This window comes from Winogradskyella sp. (assembly GCF_965656915.1).
Taxonomy (GTDB): domain Bacteria; phylum Bacteroidota; class Bacteroidia; order Flavobacteriales; family Flavobacteriaceae; genus Winogradskyella.
In genome coordinates, this window is sequence record NZ_CBFHMI010000016.1 from 11,349 (window position 1) to 30,336 (window position 18,988).

The 18,988-nt window shown below is 33.4% G+C and carries 20 protein-coding genes; 19 read left to right on the top strand and 1 reads right to left on the bottom strand.

What is annotated here, in order from left to right:
- The first annotated feature begins 6 nt into the window (after window positions 1–6).
- The 5 genes from ACTG3Y_RS06390 to ACTG3Y_RS06410 all read left to right on the top strand — a co-directional run bounded on the left by ACTG3Y_RS06390 (window position 7) and on the right by ACTG3Y_RS06410 (window position 5,671).
- On the top strand, window positions 7–1,485 hold the full coding sequence (locus tag ACTG3Y_RS06390) for a DUF5687 family protein (protein WP_439152093.1): 1,479 nt from the start codon (window positions 7–9) through the stop codon (window positions 1,483–1,485).
- 14 nt (window positions 1,486–1,499) lie between these two features.
- Entirely contained in the window at window positions 1,500–2,222 is a 723-nt protein-coding gene (locus tag ACTG3Y_RS06395) for an ABC transporter ATP-binding protein (RefSeq protein WP_439152094.1), read from the top strand.
- Between the two features lie 188 nt (window positions 2,223–2,410).
- The gene (locus ACTG3Y_RS06400) at window positions 2,411–5,020 is read left to right on the top strand and encodes a tetratricopeptide repeat protein (RefSeq protein ID WP_439152095.1); all 2,610 of its coding nucleotides are present in this window, start codon (window positions 2,411–2,413) and stop codon (window positions 5,018–5,020) included.
- A gap of 14 nt (window positions 5,021–5,034) precedes the next feature.
- Window positions 5,035–5,472: a bactofilin family protein gene (locus ACTG3Y_RS06405; protein ID WP_439152096.1), complete on the top strand. Its 438-nt coding sequence runs from the start codon at window positions 5,035–5,037 to the stop codon at window positions 5,470–5,472.
- Window positions 5,414–5,671 carry an AtpZ/AtpI family protein gene (locus ACTG3Y_RS06410; RefSeq protein WP_439152097.1) on the top strand — a complete coding sequence of 86 codons (258 nt, stop codon included), beginning with the start codon at window positions 5,414–5,416 and terminating at the stop codon, window positions 5,669–5,671. The genes ACTG3Y_RS06405 and ACTG3Y_RS06410 overlap by 59 nt, the downstream gene beginning before the upstream one ends.
- Before the next feature lie 191 nt (window positions 5,672–5,862).
- Here the strand turns inward: ACTG3Y_RS06410 and ACTG3Y_RS06415 are convergent, their stop codons facing one another.
- On the bottom strand, window positions 5,863–6,009 hold the full coding sequence (locus tag ACTG3Y_RS06415; RefSeq protein WP_439152098.1) for a hypothetical protein: 147 nt from the start codon (window positions 6,007–6,009) through the stop codon (window positions 5,863–5,865).
- A 211-nt stretch (window positions 6,010–6,220) separates the two neighbouring features.
- Here ACTG3Y_RS06415 and atpB point away from each other — a divergent pair, with 211 nt between their 5' ends.
- The 14 genes from atpB (at window position 6,221) to ACTG3Y_RS06485 (ending at window position 18,949) form a co-directional block, all read left to right on the top strand.
- Window positions 6,221–7,306, top strand: a complete 1,086-nt coding sequence (gene atpB / locus ACTG3Y_RS06420) for a F0F1 ATP synthase subunit A (RefSeq protein WP_439152099.1) — start codon at window positions 6,221–6,223, stop codon at window positions 7,304–7,306.
- 19 nt (window positions 7,307–7,325) lie between these two features.
- The gene (atpE, locus tag ACTG3Y_RS06425; protein ID WP_439152100.1) at window positions 7,326–7,547 is read left to right on the top strand and encodes an ATP synthase F0 subunit C; all 222 of its coding nucleotides are present in this window, start codon (window positions 7,326–7,328) and stop codon (window positions 7,545–7,547) included.
- 78 nt (window positions 7,548–7,625) lie between these two features.
- A complete protein-coding gene (locus ACTG3Y_RS06430) occupies window positions 7,626–8,120 on the top strand; it encodes a F0F1 ATP synthase subunit B (RefSeq protein ID WP_439152101.1) in 495 nt (164 codons plus the stop codon).
- Between the two features lie 6 nt (window positions 8,121–8,126).
- Window positions 8,127–8,663, top strand: a complete 537-nt coding sequence (gene atpH / locus ACTG3Y_RS06435) for an ATP synthase F1 subunit delta (RefSeq protein WP_439152102.1) — start codon at window positions 8,127–8,129, stop codon at window positions 8,661–8,663.
- 27 nt (window positions 8,664–8,690) lie between these two features.
- A complete protein-coding gene (gene atpA, locus ACTG3Y_RS06440; protein ID WP_439152103.1) occupies window positions 8,691–10,271 on the top strand; it encodes a F0F1 ATP synthase subunit alpha in 1,581 nt (526 codons plus the stop codon).
- Window positions 10,272–10,349: 78 nt separating this feature from the next.
- Window positions 10,350–11,210 carry an ATP synthase F1 subunit gamma gene (gene atpG, locus ACTG3Y_RS06445; protein WP_439152104.1) on the top strand — a complete coding sequence of 287 codons (861 nt, stop codon included), beginning with the start codon at window positions 10,350–10,352 and terminating at the stop codon, window positions 11,208–11,210.
- Between the two features lie 108 nt (window positions 11,211–11,318).
- A complete protein-coding gene (locus ACTG3Y_RS06450) occupies window positions 11,319–11,801 on the top strand; it encodes a hypothetical protein (RefSeq protein ID WP_439152105.1) in 483 nt (160 codons plus the stop codon).
- A 139-nt stretch (window positions 11,802–11,940) separates the two neighbouring features.
- A complete protein-coding gene (locus ACTG3Y_RS06455; RefSeq protein WP_439152106.1) occupies window positions 11,941–12,468 on the top strand; it encodes a hypothetical protein in 528 nt (175 codons plus the stop codon).
- 116 nt (window positions 12,469–12,584) lie between these two features.
- Window positions 12,585–14,045: an oligosaccharide flippase family protein gene (locus ACTG3Y_RS06460; protein WP_439152107.1), complete on the top strand. Its 1,461-nt coding sequence runs from the start codon at window positions 12,585–12,587 to the stop codon at window positions 14,043–14,045.
- 4 nt (window positions 14,046–14,049) lie between these two features.
- Window positions 14,050–14,484: a dUTP diphosphatase gene (gene dut / locus ACTG3Y_RS06465; RefSeq protein ID WP_439152108.1), complete on the top strand. Its 435-nt coding sequence runs from the start codon at window positions 14,050–14,052 to the stop codon at window positions 14,482–14,484.
- Window positions 14,485–14,509: 25 nt separating this feature from the next.
- On the top strand, window positions 14,510–15,529 hold the full coding sequence (locus ACTG3Y_RS06470) for a sugar phosphate nucleotidyltransferase (protein ID WP_439152109.1): 1,020 nt from the start codon (window positions 14,510–14,512) through the stop codon (window positions 15,527–15,529).
- A gap of 46 nt (window positions 15,530–15,575) precedes the next feature.
- Entirely contained in the window at window positions 15,576–16,937 is a 1,362-nt protein-coding gene (locus ACTG3Y_RS06475) for a tetratricopeptide repeat protein (RefSeq protein WP_439152110.1), read from the top strand.
- Window positions 16,938–17,729, top strand: a complete 792-nt coding sequence (locus ACTG3Y_RS06480; RefSeq protein WP_439152111.1) for a DUF4292 domain-containing protein — start codon at window positions 16,938–16,940, stop codon at window positions 17,727–17,729. It abuts the gene before it with no gap.
- Window positions 17,729–18,949 carry a murein hydrolase activator EnvC family protein gene (locus ACTG3Y_RS06485; RefSeq protein WP_439152112.1) on the top strand — a complete coding sequence of 407 codons (1,221 nt, stop codon included), beginning with the start codon at window positions 17,729–17,731 and terminating at the stop codon, window positions 18,947–18,949. Before ACTG3Y_RS06480 ends, ACTG3Y_RS06485 begins: the two co-directional genes overlap by 1 nt.
- Window positions 18,950–18,988 lie beyond the last annotated feature (39 nt).

Below are 18,988 nucleotides of genomic sequence, written 5' to 3' on the forward strand. Positions count from 1 at the left end.
AACGCTATGATAAAGCATTTTATTAATTTAGAATGGAAACAATATTTCCGTTCATCTTATTGGCAAAAAAACTTAGCATTAAACATACTTATGGTGTTTTTTGCTTTGTATTTTATCGTTGTATTTTTAGCCTTAGGGTTTGGATTATTTCCTATACTTAAAAAGATCTATCCAGATCAAGACCCTTTCATTATTGCTAACGGGTTTTTATTTTTCTGGATCATGGTAGACCTCATGATGCGCTTCTTTCTGCAGAAACTACCTGTAATGAGTGTAAAACCCTTATTGACATTACCTATTAAGCGTTCTACGGTTGTGCATTATGTTTTAGGGAAATCAGCGCTATCTTTTTTTAATTTTTTACCCTTATTTGCAATAATACCGTTCAGTATTGTACTCATTACTCAGGGTTATTCAGCAGCTATGATTTTAACGTGGATGTTCACAATGATCATTGTTGTCTTAATTATAAATTTTCTAAATTTTATTATTGAAGCATTGTCTGCAGAGACCGAACTATCATTTCTACCTTTAATAATAGTTGTAGGAACTTTATATGCTTTAGATTATTTTAACGTACTACCAATAAAATCAGCCATCGGAGACGCTTTATTAGCCGTTGCAAATAGTCCCATATTAATACTTATTCCAATAGCTATTTTATTGCTTTGCTATTGGTATAATTTTAAAATTCTTAGAGAAAAACTCTTCTTAGATAGCTCATTAAAATCAAAAGTTACCGAAGTAAAAGCGGCAGACTTATCATGGACGAAGCGTTTTGGGAATATTGCACCTTTTATGCAATTAGACTTAAAATTAATCTGGAGAAATAAGCGCACAAAATCATCGGTATTTATTATGGTTATTGGTTTGTTATATGGATTATTTTTCTATCCACAACCTATGTATAGAGAAATGGTTTGGTTATTTCCTTTTATAGGCATATTTGTTACAGGTATTTTTCTAATCAATTTTGGCCAGTTTATTCCGGCTTGGGACAGCGGCTATTACAAGATGCTTATGAGCCAAAATATCAAATACGAACAGTATCTGCGATCTAAATTTATTTTAATGGTACTAAGCGTAGGAATTATGTTTGTACTCAGTATTCCATATGTATATTTTGGTTGGAAAATATTAGTCGCACATTTTGCTGCAGCCATATATAATATTGGTATTAACTCGCATGTAATGCTCTATGGTGGTTCGTTTAATCGAAAGAAAATAGACCTGAATCAACGAGCTGCATTTAATTATCAAGGCACTGGAGCTGTGCAATGGATTATTGGATTACCGTTAATGATACTACCAATGCTAATATTCGCTTTGCTCAATTGGTTGGTTGGTTTTGAAGTGGGTATTGCCGTACTTATATTAATGGGTATTACAGGTATTGTACTTCATAAAAAATTAATGAAAAAGATTACAAAACGTTACTTAGACTCAAAATATAAAATGATTGACGCTTTTAGTCAAGATAATTAATAATAGAATACATCATGATATATACAAAAGACATCACAAAAGCATATAATGGAACAATTGTTTTAAAAGTAGAAGAATTAAGTATACCTAAAGGTCAAAGTTTCGGATTAGTAGGAAATAATGGAGCAGGTAAAACCACTTACTTTAGTTTATTATTAGATCTTATAAAGCCAACAACCGGAAATATTACAAATAATAGCGTTGTTGTAGATGAGAGTGAAGATTGGAAACCATTTACATCCTCCTTTATTGACGAAAGTTTTTTAATTGGTTACTTAACTCCAGAAGAATACTTTTACTTCATTGGCGATTTAAGAGGTCAGAACAAGGCAGATGTGGATGCGCTTACGTCTAAATTTGAAGATTTCTTTAATGGAGAAATTATAGGTAAAAAGAAATATCTAAGAGATTTAAGTAAGGGTAATCAAAAGAAAGCTGGTATTGTAGCCGCTTTAATTGGAAACCCAGATGTGATTATTCTAGATGAGCCGTTTGCTAATCTAGACCCTACAACACAAATTCGCTTAAAGCAAGTCTTGAAGGATTTGGCAGAAAAACAAGGGGTAACCATTTTAATCTCTAGTCACGATTTAATGCATGTTACTGATGTTTGCGAACGCATAGTTGTGTTAGAAAAAGGAGAGATAGTTAAAGATTTAGAAACTAACCCTGCCACATTGAAGGAATTAGAAGCATATTTTTCTAGTAACATGATAGCTTCACAAGAAGAGGAATAAAGATTAAAAACCTAAAGATTCAAGTTGGCCCGCGATAAATATTTATCGTGGGTTTTCTTATTACAGAAGTTCTAAGACCCTGAAAAACCTTCAAATTAAGCCTAAAATTCAAAAAGATGTTTATTTTTACCACTTAACACACTAAATACGTTAGAATTTAGTTATCTATTAATCAAATAGAACCAACGTTGAAGACCCATTTCAAAATCATATTATCTCTTTTTTGTGTTGCGCTTATTACCCAAAGTTGTTCGCGTAAAAAAAACACGTTTATTAACAGGAACTTTCATGCTTTAGGTACCAAATACAATGTTTTGTATAATGGAAATATAGCGCTAGAAAGAGGCAAAGCAGCTGTTAATAATGAGTACACTGAGAATTTTTGGGAATTACTACCGATAGAGAGAATTGACGTTAAGGATGATGTTTTTCTTCCTGGACAAACCAAAAATGAAGATTTTGAGCGTGCTGAAGAAAAGGCCATAAAAGCTATTCAGTTGCATGGCATGAATATCGAAGGAAAAGAGAAAAATCCTCAAATAGACGAAGCATATTTATTGCTTGGGAAAGCTAGGTATTTTGATCAACGTTTTGTACCAGCACTTGCAGCTTTCAATAATATTTTAAACAAATATCCAACTAGCGACAAAATTAATCAGGTTAAGATTTGGCGAGAAAAAGCAGATATGCGTTTAGACAATAATCAGATTGCCATTAAAAAACTAAAACGTTTAATGCGAGAAGAGCTCTTGGAGGATCAAGACTTAGCAGACGCAACGGCAACTCTGGCACAAGCCTATATTAATATAGAAACCAAAGATAGTGCTATGGCAGAATTGGCTATTGCTGCAAAAAACACCAAGATTAAAAGTGAAAAAGCTCGTTATCATTTTATTAGAGGACAGTTGTTTAATGAGTTTGGAAAAAAGGATAGTGCTAATTTAGAGTTTGATGCTGTTATAGACATGCATCGTCAAATTCCACGTGCTTTTTACATCAATGCACATTTACAAAAATCTTACAATTTTGATCCTGAGAATGGAAACCTAGATGAGTTTACAGAATACCTCACCGATTTAGAAGAAAACAGAGAAAATCGCCCTTATTTAGACAAGATATATTATCGTATTGCAGAGTTTCATCGTCAGAATGCCTCAGATAGTTTGTCTGAAGTCTATTACAATAAGTCACTCACAAAAAGTAAAGGCGACAATTACCTAACGGCTTTAAATTATGAGACTTTAGGGAACATGTATTTTGATCGCAATAGTTATAAAACTGCTGGTGAATATTATGATAGTACTATGACAGCTATGGTAGAGAATTCTAGACCATATCGTATAATTAAAAAGAAAAGAGAGAATCTAGACGATGTTATTTATTACGAAGGTATAGCGCAAACTAACGATAGTATTCTTAATATGGTTAGTTTACCTAAAGAAGAACAATTAGCAATTTATACGGAATATGCTGAGCAATTAAAAGCTAAAGCTATAGAAGAAGAACAAAAGAAACAAGAGATTTTAGAGAAGCGAAAAAACAAGTCGGCTTCAGATAAAGCAAACAGTAAGTTTGATAAAGGCAAAGCAAAGATTGGAAGAAATCCTAATGCACTTTCTATAGGGAATTCAAATAAAAGAGGTGCAAGTAGTTTTTATTTTTACAACCCATCTACTGTTGCATACGGTAAGAATGAATTTATCCGAATTTGGGGAGAACGAAAGCTGCAAGATAATTGGAGACTATCTAAACAACTGGTATCAACTCAAAACACAGCTAAAAAGGAAGTTGTTAAATCAAAAAAGAAAGAAGAACGTTTTTCGCCCGAATTTTATTTAGCACAACTACCAACAGAACAAAAAGAAATAGACAGTATTTTTAAAGAGCGCAATTACGCTTACTATCAATTGGGAATTATTTATAAGGAAAAATTCAAGGAATTTGTGCTTGCTAAAAATAAATTAGAAACACTTCTTGAAAACAACCCTGAAGATCGTTTAGTCCTACCTTCTAAATATAATTTATATCGTATTTACGAAGAGTTAGGTTTAAGTAGAAAAGCTGAGTTGGTTAAAGCAGATATTATTAAGAATTATCCAGACTCTCGATACGCAGAAATTTTACTAAATCCACAATCTGAATTATCGAAAGACGAAAATAGTCCGGAAGCAATTTATACCAAGCTTTACGAACAATTTAATAACCAAGAGTATGCTGCTGTTATAGAAGCTGCTCAAACACAAATAAAAAGACTGGAAGGTGACCCTTTTGTGCCTAAATTTGAAATCCTTAAAGCTTCAGCCAAAGGAAGACTCTACGGATTTGAAGCCTATAAGGAAGGTGTAAACTATATCGCATTAACATATGCCAATACAGAAGAAGGTAAAAAAGCGCAACAGTTAATGAAAGAGGCCATACCAGCATTGGCTAAGAATGAATTTTTACCAGATGACAAAGCGGAATACTTTAATGTCATCTACAAATTTGAAAACAATTCTGACGAAGATATAGATGCCTTTATAAAGATATTAGATGAGGAAGTAGCAAAAGTTAAATACTTTGATTTAACAACCTCTAAAGATGTCTATGATGAAAATACTACCTTTGTGGTGGTGCATGGATTAAAAAGTATTGCGGGAGCAAGTGGTTTTGCCCAACTTTTACAAACCGATGAAAAAGATAAAAGAGGTAGACCAGTTAAACCGAAAATTACCAAACCCTACTTTGCTATTTCATCACCGAATTATTCTATTATTCAACGACACAAAAACTTAAGTGCGTATTTAAAATTACAGTAAAAAAATTAGTAATCATGTTTTCCTCAGACAATAAAAAAACCAAACCAAGTATGGAAACTACGACATCGCAGAATATTATAGCACAAGGCACAAAAATAGTTGGTGATATTGAAAGCCAAGGTCCTTTTAGAATAGACGGAACAATAGACGGAAATTTAAAAACTACAGGTAAAGTTGTAGTCGGTAAATCTGGCATCATTAAAGGCACATTACAAGGTGAAAATGCAGATTTTGAAGGTAAATTCTCTGGTAAGCTCATTCTTTCAGGCACGCTGTCATTAAAAGCAACAGCACACATAGAAGGTGAGGTTCAGGTAAGCAAATTAGCTGTAGAACCAGGAGCAACCTTTAATGCGACCTGTAGCATGAAGGGAGCGGTAAAAGCATTATCTAATGAGCCAATCAAATCACAACAATCCTCACAATCCCAAAGAACAGAAAGACAAGCTTAATTCATATGCTCGTTTTTCAAGTATTGCTATCCAAATGTTTGCAATCATTGGAATAGGTACATACTTAGGTGTAAAACTGGATGAATATTATCCGAATAAACACAATCTCTATACACTAGTATTATCGTTATTGTCAGTTATTTTATCTATTGTTTTTGTAATAAGACGTATAATTGCAGCTTCAAAAGACAATTCATAAATAAAAATGGAAGAGTTTAAAAAAAGACAAATTATTTTTCTACTTCAATTAGTAGGTGTAAGTGCCGTTTTATTTGCAATTCATAGTTATCTATTACATAATTTTGCAGGGGACATAACGTTCTTTTTCCCTATGTGGCAGATATATTCCTTCCACCTTATTATTACTTTTTTATTATTTACTTTTATTAACTATAGATATTCCTCTGGAAAAAAAGACATATTTAATTTATTCATGGCTATGACCATCATAAAAATGGTATTGGCAATATTATTTCTATTACCACTAATATTGTCTGATTTTAAAAACAAACAACCAGACGTTTTCAATTTTTTCATCCCTTATTTCTTGTATTTATTTTTCGAGGTTTTTGCACTTACAAAATTTCTTCAAAAGCCTTAAGACATAATTTTTAAAACAGTCTATATATCAAAGGTTTTTATCGATGAAAGACCTTAAAAAATTATCGCAAAATTATTGTTTGTCAATTCATATAATGTACGTACATTTGCACGGAATTTAAAGCATGGTATTTTAAAGCCGTAGATAATGACATTAAGCAACTTTAAACGTATAGTATTTACCGTTCTGTTTTTATCAGTATGTAGCGTTGGTTTTGCCAAAGACACGAAAGAAGGAGGAGATGATGAAACATTTGATCCAAAAGAAATGATTATGCATCACGTAAAAGATGCTCATGAGTTTCATATTATTGACTGGAATGAAAAACCTGTTTCATTACCTTTACCAATTATTCTTTGGACAGATAATGGCTTAACGACTTTTTTGTCCTCTGCTTTTCATCACGATGATTCTGGTCATGAAGTCGTTGAAAGAAACGGTGCTAAGTTTGTAAAGTTTCACGAAAAAATTTATCAATTAAACGAAGGAGCTTTTGAGGCTAAGTTTGATGAGAAGCACAATATAATTAACGGAACAAAACCTTTAGATTTTTCTATTACAAGAAACGTATTTATGATGTGGGTTTCTGTAGCAGTATTATTGTTTATTTTCTTTTCAGCTGCACGCAGTTACAGAAAAAGCGAAAACAATGTACCTTCGGGAATTGGAAGTTTTGTAGAGCCATTAGTTGTATTTGTTAGAGATGAGATTGCAAAGCCAATGATTGGCGAACACAAATACAAGAGATACATGCCGTACTTGTTAACCATATTCTTCTTTATATGGATTAACAATATTTTTGGTTTAATACCAATTTTAAATGGCGCTAATCTAAGTGGAAATATTGCATTTACAATGGTATTAGCAATATTCACCTTTATTATTACAACATTAAGTGGTAACAAGAATTACTGGAAACACATCTTTTGGATGCCAGGCGTTCCTGTACCAATGAAAATATTTTTAATGCCTATAGAAATCATAGGTATGTTCACAAAGCCAATTTCGTTAATGATTCGTTTGTTTGCCAACATTACAGCAGGTCACATTATCATTTTAGCGTTAATGTCTTTAATATTTATTTTTAAATCTGTAGCAATAGCACCAGTATCTGTAGCCTTTTCATTATTTATTACGGTTATAGAAATTGTTGTAACAGCAATACAGGCATATATTTTTACAATATTGTCAGCCCTTTATTTTGGGATGGCAACTGAAGAAGCGCATCATTAATTAATTTAAATTTTATATTATGACTATTTATGGAATTGCAGCGTTAGGAGCTGGTTTAGCAGCGATTGGAGCTGGTGTAGGTATTGGTAAAATTGGTGGGTCAGCTATGGAAGCTATGGCTCGTCAACCAGAAATGCACGGAAAGATTCAATCTTCTGCATTAATCTTAGCAGCCTTCGTAGAAGCGGTAGCACTATTTGGTGTTGTTGTTGCTTTATTACAAGCAGCACCAGCAGCATAAGTAATGCACTAAATTATACACAGAAGTAACGGTTGGTTGCTTCTGTGTATAAAATTTAAATTATTTAACACAAAAGAAATGGATTTAGTACAACCAGGTTTTGGATTAGTTTTTTGGACGGCAATTACGTTCTTAATCTTACTTTTTATTTTAAGAAAGTTTGCTTGGAAGCCTATTTTGGGTGCTGTTAGCGATAGAGAAGAAGGTATAAAAGATGCCTTAGCTTCTGCTGAAAAAGCACGTAAAGAGATGGAGAATCTTCATGCAGATAATGAGCGTATTTTACAAGAAGCACGTGCGGAGCGCGAAGCAATGTTAAAAGATGCCCGTGAAATGAAGAACAAAATGATAACTGATGCAAAAGATGAAGCTCAAGCTCAAGCAAATAAAATGATTGAGCAGGCACAAGTAGCAATAGAAAGTGAGAAAAAAGCGGCTATGGCAGAATTAAAAAGTCATGTAGCAGGATTATCATTGGATATAGCTGAAAAAGTAGTACGTGATGAATTATCTAACAAAGACAAGCAATTGAAGTTGGTTGAAGACATGTTAGGTGAAGCAACTTTAAACTAAGAATAAATGTCAGGATCAAGAGCAGCAATACGTTATGCAAAAGCAGTTTTAAGCTTAGCAACAGATCAAAAATCTGCTGAGGTGGTAAATAGTGATATGAAATTAATCACTTACACTATCGGTCAAAGTGAAGAATTAAGTCAAATGCTTCAAAGTCCTGTAGTAAGATCTTCAGATAAAAAGGGTGTATTGTCATCAGTATTTAAAAATGCTAATGTGGCTACAACCAATTTAATAGATACTCTAATATCTAATAAAAGACTAGCGCTATTGAATGATGTAGCGGCTAGTTATATACATTTATATGATCAGATGAGAGGCTCTCAAGTTGCAACAGTAACTACGGCAGTACCCTTAACATCAGATTTAAAAACAAAAGTTTTAGCAAAAGTAAAAGAACTTACTGGTAAAGAAGCAGAAGTTGAAAATATAATAGATGAGAGCATTTTAGGTGGTTTCATTTTACGAGTTGGAGATATACAATATAATGCTAGTATTTCAAATAAACTCGATAAATTAAAAAAAGAATTTACATTAAATTAAGATAATATCTATCTAATATAAATAAAGATGGCAGAAGTAAAACCAGCTGAGATATCAGCAATCTTAAAACAACAACTTTCAGGGTTTGAAGCAGGTGCTTCATTAGACGAAGTAGGAACAGTATTAACTGTAGGTGATGGTATTGTACGTGCTTACGGATTAGCTAATGCACAATATGGTGAGTTAGTAGAATTCGATGGTGGTGCAGAAGGAATTGTACTTAACCTTGAAGAAGACAATGTAGGTATTGTACTTTTAGGTACTTCAGTAGGAGTAAAAGAAGGTTCTACAGTAAAACGTACTGAGCGTATCGCATCTGTAAAAGTAGGTGAAGGGATTGTAGGACGTGTTGTTGATACTTTAGGAAATCCTATTGATGGTAAAGGACCGATTACAGGTGAAACTTATGAGATGCCAGTTGAGCGTAAAGCGCCTGGTGTTATCTATAGAGAGCCAGTAACAGAACCATTACAAACAGGTATTAAGGCAATTGATGCTATGATTCCTGTAGGTAGAGGGCAACGTGAGTTGGTAATTGGTGACCGTCAAACAGGTAAGACTACAGTTTGTATTGATACCATCTTAAATCAAAAAGAATTTTACGATGCAGGTGAGCCTGTTTATTGTATATATGTAGCCGTTGGTCAAAAAGCATCAACAGTTGCGAACATTGCAAAAACATTAGAAGAAAGAGGTGCATTAGCTTATACTACAATTGTAGCGGCCAACGCATCTGATCCTGCAGCGATGCAAGTATACGCACCTATGACCGGAGCTTCTATTGGAGAATATTTTAGAGATACTGGTAGACCGGCATTAATCATTTATGATGATTTATCTAAACAAGCCGTTGCTTACCGTGAGGTGTCATTATTATTACGTCGTCCTCCAGGACGTGAGGCGTATCCTGGTGACGTTTTCTACTTACACTCAAGATTATTAGAGCGTTCTGCAAAAATTATCAATGATGATGCTATTGCTAAAGAGATGAACGATTTACCAGAAGCTCTTAAGCCAATGGTAAAAGGTGGTGGTTCTTTAACCGCTCTACCAATTATTGAAACACAAGCGGGTGACGTATCAGCATATATCCCAACTAACGTAATTTCTATTACAGATGGTCAGATCTTCTTAGATGGTGATTTATTTAACTCTGGTGTTCGTCCGGCAATTAACGTAGGTATTTCTGTATCACGTGTTGGTGGTAACGCACAGATTAAATCAATGAAGAAAGTCTCAGGTACATTAAAATTAGATCAGGCGCAATTCCGTGAGTTGGAAGCATTTGCTAAGTTTGGTTCAGATTTAGATGCATCTACTTTAAATGTAATTGAAAAAGGTAAGCGCAACGTTGAGATCTTAAAGCAAGCACAAAATGATCCGTTTACTGTAGAAGATCAGGTGGCAATTATCTACGCAGGTTCTAAGAATTTATTAAGAGATGTTCCTGTTGAGAAAGTAAAAGAATTTGAAAGAGATTATATCGAATTCTTAAATGCTAAGCATAGAGATACGCTTGATACATTAAAGTCAGGTAAATTGACTGATGAGGTTATCGATACATTAACAAGTGTTGCAAAAGACCTTACAGGAAAGTATAGAGCTTAATAATTAAATTAATGTCACTCTGAGTATCATGCTGAGCTAGTCGAAGCACATTAACGAAGAGTCTTTAGAATATAAAGGATGGCAAACTTAAAAGAAATACGTAACAGAATATCTTCAGTATCTTCAACGATGCAGATAACAAGTGCCATGAAAATGGTATCTGCTGCTAAGTTAAAGAAAGCTCAAGATGCAATTACTGCTATGCGTCCTTACTCTAATAAGTTAACAGAGTTACTTCAGAGTTTAAGTGCAACATTAGATGCAGATTCTGGGAGTAAGTATTCTGTACAACGAGAGATTAATAACGTTTTAATTGTAGCTATTACATCTAATAGAGGGTTGTGTGGTGCTTTTAACTCTAACATCATTAAGCAGACAAATGCATTAATTGAAGATGTTTATTCAGATAAGAAAGTATCAGTATTAGCAATAGGTAAAAAAGCAAATGATGCTTTTGCTAAGCAGGATAGAGTTATTGCAAATAAAAGCGAAGTATTTGATAACTTAACTTTTGACAATGTAGCAGAAATAGCAGAGATGTTAATGGAAAAATTTGTTGAGGGTGATTTTGATAAAATTGAGATTGTTTACAATAGTTTTAAGAATGCTGCAACTCAGATTGTAATGACTGAACAATTCTTACCAATTGTTCCAGTTGAAGGTAATGCTAATGTAAATTTAGATTATATTTATGAACCAACTAAACAAGAAATAGTTGAAACATTAATACCTAAATCTTTAAAGACACAACTATTTAAAGGGATTAGAGATTCATTTGCATCAGAGCATGGAGCACGCATGACAGCGATGCACAAAGCAACGGATAATGCAACAGAATTGAGAGATCAATTGAAGTTAACTTACAATAAAGCTCGTCAGGCAGCAATTACTAACGAAATACTTGAAATTGTTGGTGGTGCTGAGGCTTTAAATAATTAAATCTATATAAATTTTATTAATATTGAAACCTAGCTTAATGAAGCTAGGTTTTTTTATACGTAATAATTAGATTTATTAACTTTGAGACTAAAGTCTTAATTCTTAACAATGAAGAAATTTATTACCACTTTAGTGTTGTATAGCATCACATTCACTTTATTTCACTGTTCAAGTTCTAAGTACAAACTTCAAAAAGAATCTGTTTTATCACCAAAAGGACCATATTTTCAAACCTGGACAGCGGGTATAAGGAAAGGCGGATCTGGTTATCATATTTACTTTCCTAATCTAAATCCTGATGAAAAAGTTACTATGGACAGTGTCTATTTTAGAGACTTAAAAGCTAAGCTAGTAAAAGGCGCTGCTATGTACAAAGCGCAATTAAATAATCCTCCATCCCCTTATGATAGAGATATGAGCATAGAGGCAGCTAACAAAAAAGAGGAAAAACCATTTTTCCCTTTTGAATTGAACAGAATGGAGTGTGTTATAAGCTACATTGAATCTGGGGAAATTAAATACCTTAAAATATCTAAACTAAGAGAAAAGGAAGGAGTGTATTACCCTGAAGGCTCTCCAAACAATTTGTAGACACTTGCCATTTTCCAACTTAACTTCTTAGTTGTATTGGTATTTTCTTTGCATTTTATCGATGAAATACAGATAATGCCGCTTAAAAGATGAATATTATATATTGGTTGCCTTAACCTTAACCTTAACCTATAATGTTATGAAACTACTTAAAAAAGCGAGCTACGCCCTATTATTTACGGTATTTATTTCTACAACTTACCAATGCGCAAGTACTCAAACTGCTATTGCTTTTCAAGATGAGATTCCATTTAATGTAAAACCTGTATCCTTCCAAGAATGGTATGCAGGTACTAAAGTTGGAGGTACAGGAATTAATATTTTTGTGCCTATATCTGACAAGGCAAAGAACGTTTCAATAGAGAATATTTTCTTTAGAAATTTACAAGGACGCTTAACAAAGCAAAATGGTAAATATATAGCCATTCTAAAAAACCCATCAAAGAATTACGCATTTGGGATTCCTGAAAAACCAGAAAATTACCCATTTACTTTAGGAATCAATGAATGTGTCATAAGCTATACAGAACAAGGTGTAATAAAATATTACAAAATAAATGAAATCACAGAATTTGCTGGTACGTATTACGAAAATGGTCCACCTTCAATTTATGTAAGACAAAGCGCATCGGGTTTAGCTACTTTAGACGAAGAGAATGATGAGTAAGTAGTTAACTTTAAATTATTTAATGGCCTTACTTTTATGGTAAGGCTTTTTTATGGGTTGAGACTACATGACCAATTTATATTTAATACTTTTGGACAAGACAATAATTTATACGATTGAGCGGATTTAGGTCACTTTTTAAGCAAACATTCATTTATGGTTTAGCAACGGTTCTGCCCAGAATGTTAAGCTTTTTATTGGTGCCACTATATACAAGCGAAGCTGTTCTTGCAAATCCTGCAGAATATGGTAAAGTATCAGTAATATTCTCGTATTTTGTGTTATTCAATGTCATATTAGCCTATGGTATGGAGACGGCTTTTTTTAGGTTCTTCAATAAAGAAGATAACAAAGATAAAGTCATAGGAACGTCTACAATCTCATTAATTGTTTCTTCTGTTGGATTCTTTAGTGTTGCATTACTATTTCAGAATCAAATCTCTCAATACATTGGTATTGACACAAAATATATCAACCTGGTAATTTGGATATTGCTTCTAGATGCTTTAGTAATTATTCCATTTGCATGGTTAAGAGCTAACGAAAAGCCCGCGCGATATGCCATTATTAAAATAATCAATGTTATAATCAATATAGGCCTAAATCTATTTTTCTTGTTAGCCTTAAAAGACTTAGCGCAAAAAGAAGGGTTATTAGAGAGTATTTACAAACCTAACTATGAAATCAGTTATATATTCATCGCAAATTTAGTAGCCAGCGCATTTACACTTGTATTAATGTTATCGTTCTATACCAAGCTCAAATACAAGTTTGATAAAGAACTTTGGAGACAAATGATGCGATACGCATTGCCTGTCTTAATAGCTGGTATCGCCTTCTCTATCAATGAAACCTTTGATAGAATATTGCTTAAAGAATTATTGCCAGCAGATGTTGCCGAGAATGAAATAGGCATGTACTCAGCCTGCTACAAATTGGCGTTATTTATGACACTCTTTGCGACGGCGTATCGACTAGGAATAGAGCCTTATTTTTTTAGTCATGCAAAGACTCAAAATCCACAAAAAAATTATGCTAATATTTTGGAATTCTTTGTAGCATTTGGATCTATAATTCTGTTAACTGTTGTTGTATTTGCCGATATAATTAAACCTTTTATAATTAGAAGTGAAGCCTATTGGGAAGCGATGTGGATTGTTCCAATAATACTTTTGGCTAATTTCTGTTTAGGGATTTATCACAATCTTTCTGTATGGTACAAGATTACCGATCGTACAAAATTTGGTGCTTATATTTCGGTCATTGGTGCCATCGTAACGCTAATAATAAATTTTATGTTTATAGAAGCGTATAGTTACAAAGCATCTGCTTTTGCTACACTTATAGCTTACGCAACTATGATGTTATTATCATATTACTTTGGGAGAAAATATTACCCAATACCTTATAATCTCAAAAAGATTGGATTATACTTAGTTATTTCTATTGGTTTATCTGCGTTATCTTTCTATCGATATCGTGGAGAATTCCTTATAGGAATTGCAATGTTAATTGTATTTTTGGGATTGGTTATTATGTTGGAAAAGAACCAACTAAAAAAAATCTTCAAACGTTGAAAGCATGAAAATTAAAATTATAAATAAATCGAGACACGATTTACCACATTATGAAACCATTGCATCTGCCGGAATGGATTTACGTGCTAGTTTAACAGAATCTAGAACGCTTAAACCTCTTGAACGCACCATCGTCGGTACAGGTTTATTTATAGAACTTCCTATCGGTACAGAAGCGCAAGTAAGACCACGAAGTGGTTTAGCAGCAAAAAATGGAATCACGGTACTCAATGCACCTGGTACTATTGATGCCGATTACAGAGGGGAAATAGGCGTGATTTTAGTTAATCTATCTAATGAAGATTTTACTGTTAATAATGGAGAACGTATCGCACAATTAGTGATAGCCAAGCATGAACGTGCTGAGTGGGAAGTAGTACAAGAATTATCCTCGACCGACAGAGGAGAAGGTGGTTTCGGAAGTACAGGTACCAAATAAACAGATAAACGCATAAACTTAAAAAATGAAAATAATAGTACCAATGGCAGGCAGAGGTTCTCGCCTTAGACCACATAGTTTAACCGTACCAAAACCATTAATACCAGTTGCAGGTCAACCTATAGTCCATCGCTTAGTAAAGGATATTGCTAAAGTATTAAAACAACCCATAGAAGAAATTGCCTTTGTATTAGGTGATCAGGCATTTTTTGGTGATGATGTTGTGGAAAGTTTAACTGAATTAGCTAAAGACTTAGGTGCTAAAGCGTCAATTTACAGACAAGATCAACCCTTAGGAACAGGTCATGCTATTATGAGTGCAAAACCATCTTTATCTGGTCCTGCTGTTATTGCCTATGCAGATACACTGATTAGAGCTGAGTTTGATTTAGACCCTTCAGCAGATAGCGTTATTTGGACAAAACGTGTTGCTAATCCAGAAGCCTATGGAGTGGTGAAGCTTGATTCAAATGAAAATATAGTAGAACTTGTTGAAAAACCTGAGACCTTTGTAAGTGATCAAGCTGTGATTGGAATTTACTATTTCAAAGACGTTTCGGTTTTAAAAGAAAAACTACAGGAAGTGCTCGACGAAAATGTAATGAATGGTGGTGAATACCAAATTAATGATGGTATTAAGCGCATGATGGCTGATGGTAGAGTATTTAAAACAGGTACTGTAGACGAATGGATGGATTGTGGTAATAAAACTGTGACCTTAGAGACCAATGCTAAAATGCTAGGATTCTTAGCAGCAGACAACGAAGAACAATTAATAGATGCTTCCGTCGTTTTAGATAATGCCAAAGTTATTGAACCTTGCTGTATAGGAAAAGGAACAGTATTAAAGAACACTACAGTTGGGCCATATGTTTCCATAGGAAAAGATTGTGTTATAGAAAACACAACCGTTAAAAATAGCCTAATACAGAATCAAACCAGTATTAAAAATGCTAATTTAGACGAAGCCATGATTGGTAATCATGTAACTTATAATGGCGAGTTTACTAAAATTAGTATTGGCGATTATACAGTTTTGGAATAACTTTTGAACTAATAATGTCATTCAGAGCGATAGAGAAGAATCTCAAATGAAATTGAATAAGAAAATAAAAAGACTTTTCATTGCACTTTTAGTAGTGCCGATGCTTGCTATGGCTCAAGTTGACTTCAACAAACGACCAGATGATGACCTGGGCAATGTAGAAGACGAATTTCAAGAGCACTTTTTTGAAGCCTTAAAACAAAAAGGTATTGAAAACTATGACAGAGCGATTGAAGCTCTTTTCAAATGCCTTAATCTTGATAGTAAAAAGCCAGTTATCTATTTTGAGTTAGGTAAAAACTACAGTAAGCTAAAGAACTTTGGAGCTGCAGAAGAAAATCTCAAAAAAGCCATTGATATGCAACCAGACAATGAGTGGTTTTTAGATGAGCTTTACGACGTATACTATCAACAAGAAGATATAGATAATGCTATTAAAACAATTAAGCAATTAGTAAAATATCATCCAGATTATAAAGAAGACTTAGCAGCATTATATGTGCGAGAAAAGAAATATAAGCAGGCTTTAGAATTATTAGATGACTTAGATGAAGAGTATGGGCTAAGTGAATCTAGAGATGCTATGCGAAATGACATTTACAGCATAACAGGCAATGCAGAAGATCGTATTGAAAATCTAGAACAACGCATAGCAAGTAACCCAAATAATGAAGATAATCACCTAAAACTTATTTATAGATACAGCCAAACAGGAGACAAAAAGAAAGCCTATAAAGCGGCGCAGAATCTATTAAAAATAAAACCAGATTCTAAATTTGTCCATTTAGCTTTATATAAGTTTTATCTGCAAGATGACAGAGTAGGTGACGCTATTAACTCAGTTAAAATAGCATTAACAAGTCCGGGAATAAATGCAGATGCTAAAGCAAAAGTGCTTAAAGACTTTGTGAGTTTTGTGTCAAAAAACCCTGAATACGAATCAGATTTAATTGATATAACATCTTTGGTCGATGAAAATAAAGACGCCCAAACACACAGTGATTTGGCTGAATATTACCTCAAGGCAGGAGATAAGGTTAAGGCACTCAGTAACTATAAAGCTGCATTAAATCAAAACCCAAATGACTTTAAACTCATTAAGGATGTCTTGTTATTGCAGTTAGATTTACAAGATTATAAAACAGTGGTGACGGATAGCGAAAACGCTTTAGAATTATATCCAGCTCAACCAATTTTATACTTGGTTAATGGTGTGGCACAGAATAAATTAAATAAATACAAAAAAGCACGTGACAGCTTAGAAATGGGTCTAGATTTTCTGATTGACAACCCAAATATGGAAGCAGATTTTTATTCCGAACTTAGCATTGCTTACAAAGGTTTAAATAATATTACCAAATCTGAAACGTTTGCTAAAAAGGCACAAGCCATAAAAGCAGAACAATAAATGAGGCTAATAAAATTTCATACGGGTTTCAAATTAATGCTAAGCTTATTTTTAGTGGTATTCTTAGTTGGTTGTAAGTCTGCTAAAAGTGTAATAGCTTCCGGTGAAGCGAGTGAGAAACTTTCTGCCAAACAGGTAATAAGACAACATCAAAAAACGCAAACTGATTTTAAAACTTTTCAAGCAAAAGTAAAAATAGACATAATTCAAAATCAAAAAGAACAAGGGTCTACGTTTAATATGCGTATGGAGAAAGATAAAGTGATTTGGTTAAGCGCAAAATTAGGTTTGGCTAGGATGATGATTACACCAGAACGTGTTCGATTTTATAATAAATTGGACAACGAGTATTTTGATGGAGATTATAAGTTGTTAAGTGACTTTGTTGGAGTAGAATTAGACTTCAATAAAGTGCAAAACATCCTTTTAGGACAGGCCATTTACAATCTCAAAGAGGAACCTCACAATGTATCTGTCAACAACAATTCTTATGCTTTACAGCCTAAAGATCAAAACGTGCTGTTAGAGCTATTTTATTTAGTTAATCCATCTCATTTTAAGATGGATAGCCTTCAGTTATTTCAGCAATTAAAAAAACGTATGCTTCAGGTCGATTATGCGTCCTATCAAGAAGTTAAAAAACAAATCTTACCTCAAAATATAAGAATTGTTGCCGTTGAAGAATCTGATGAAGTCGCCATTACTATGGAGTTTAAATCCGTTTCACTTAATGAAGAAGTACGGTTTCCGTTCAGAATTCCTTCAGGTTATAAAGAAATAGTCATTAGATAATGAAACACACGCAACTTTATATTTATATCCTTTTAGGATTTTTACTATCTACGTTGTCGTTAGACGCACAATCTAACAAACAAAAAGCTTTAGAGCAGCAACGTCAACAGATTTTAAAGGAAATAAAGGAATTTAGGGCTATTCTACAAGGAAAAAAGAAAGAAGAGAAATCTGAAATTTCATTAATTGAAGACCTAACCTATAAGGTAAGAAAACGACAAAACCTTATTAGAGTGACTAATGAACAAGCTAATTTATTGACCAGAGAAATTAATACCAATCAAAAAGAGATTACAAGCCTAAGAACGCAGCTACAAGAATTAAAGGATGATTATGCTGCAATGTTAGTAAAGGCCTATAAAAGTAAATCTGAGCAGAGTAAGGTGATGTTTTTATTGTCTTCGGATAACTTTAAACAAGCTTATAAGCGATTACAGTATATTAAACAATACGCTAATTACCAGAAAGAGCAAGCAGAAGCTATTAAGGCAAAGACCAAAGAATTACAAGATTTAAACATACAGCTGTCAAAGCAAAAAGAAGACAAGCAAAAGCTTATTGAAGAAAATAGAGTAGCCAAGCGCGAATTAGAAAAGGAATTAAAAGAGCGTGAAGTATTAATGGCTTCTATTAAATCTGATATGAGCAAGTTTGCCGCTCAGATAAAAAAGAAACAACAAGAAGCAGATCGCTTAGACAAAGAGATTAACCGATTAATTAGAGAAGCTATTGCGGCATCTAATAAAAAAGCAGGAAAAGCCACTTCTACCGGAAAATTTGTCTTAACACCTGCGGATAAAATAGTTGGTGATAATTTTGAATCAAATAAAGGAAAATTGGGTTGGCCTGTATCTAGAGGAGTTATTAAATCTAAATTTGGAAAAGGACGGTCTTTAACGGATAGTTCCGTTGAGGTTAATAATCCTGGAGTTAAAATTGCCACAGAAGCCAATGCTGATGTAAAAGCAGTTTTTAACGGAGAAGTTTCTAAAATTGTCATTGTAAAAAATGGTAATCCTGCTATTATTGTAAGACATGGTAATTACCTAACTATATATACTAACCTTTCTAAGATTTACGTAAAGTCAGGTGATAAAATTACAACAGGTCAGGTTATAGGACAGGTGTTTACCAGCAAATCTAGTGGTGAAGCCATGTTAGGATTCAGGATTTATAAAAACAGCCAAAAACTCAACCCACAGTATTGGTTAGCAAAATAAAAAATCCTTAACGCAAATGCCTTAAGGATTAAACCAACT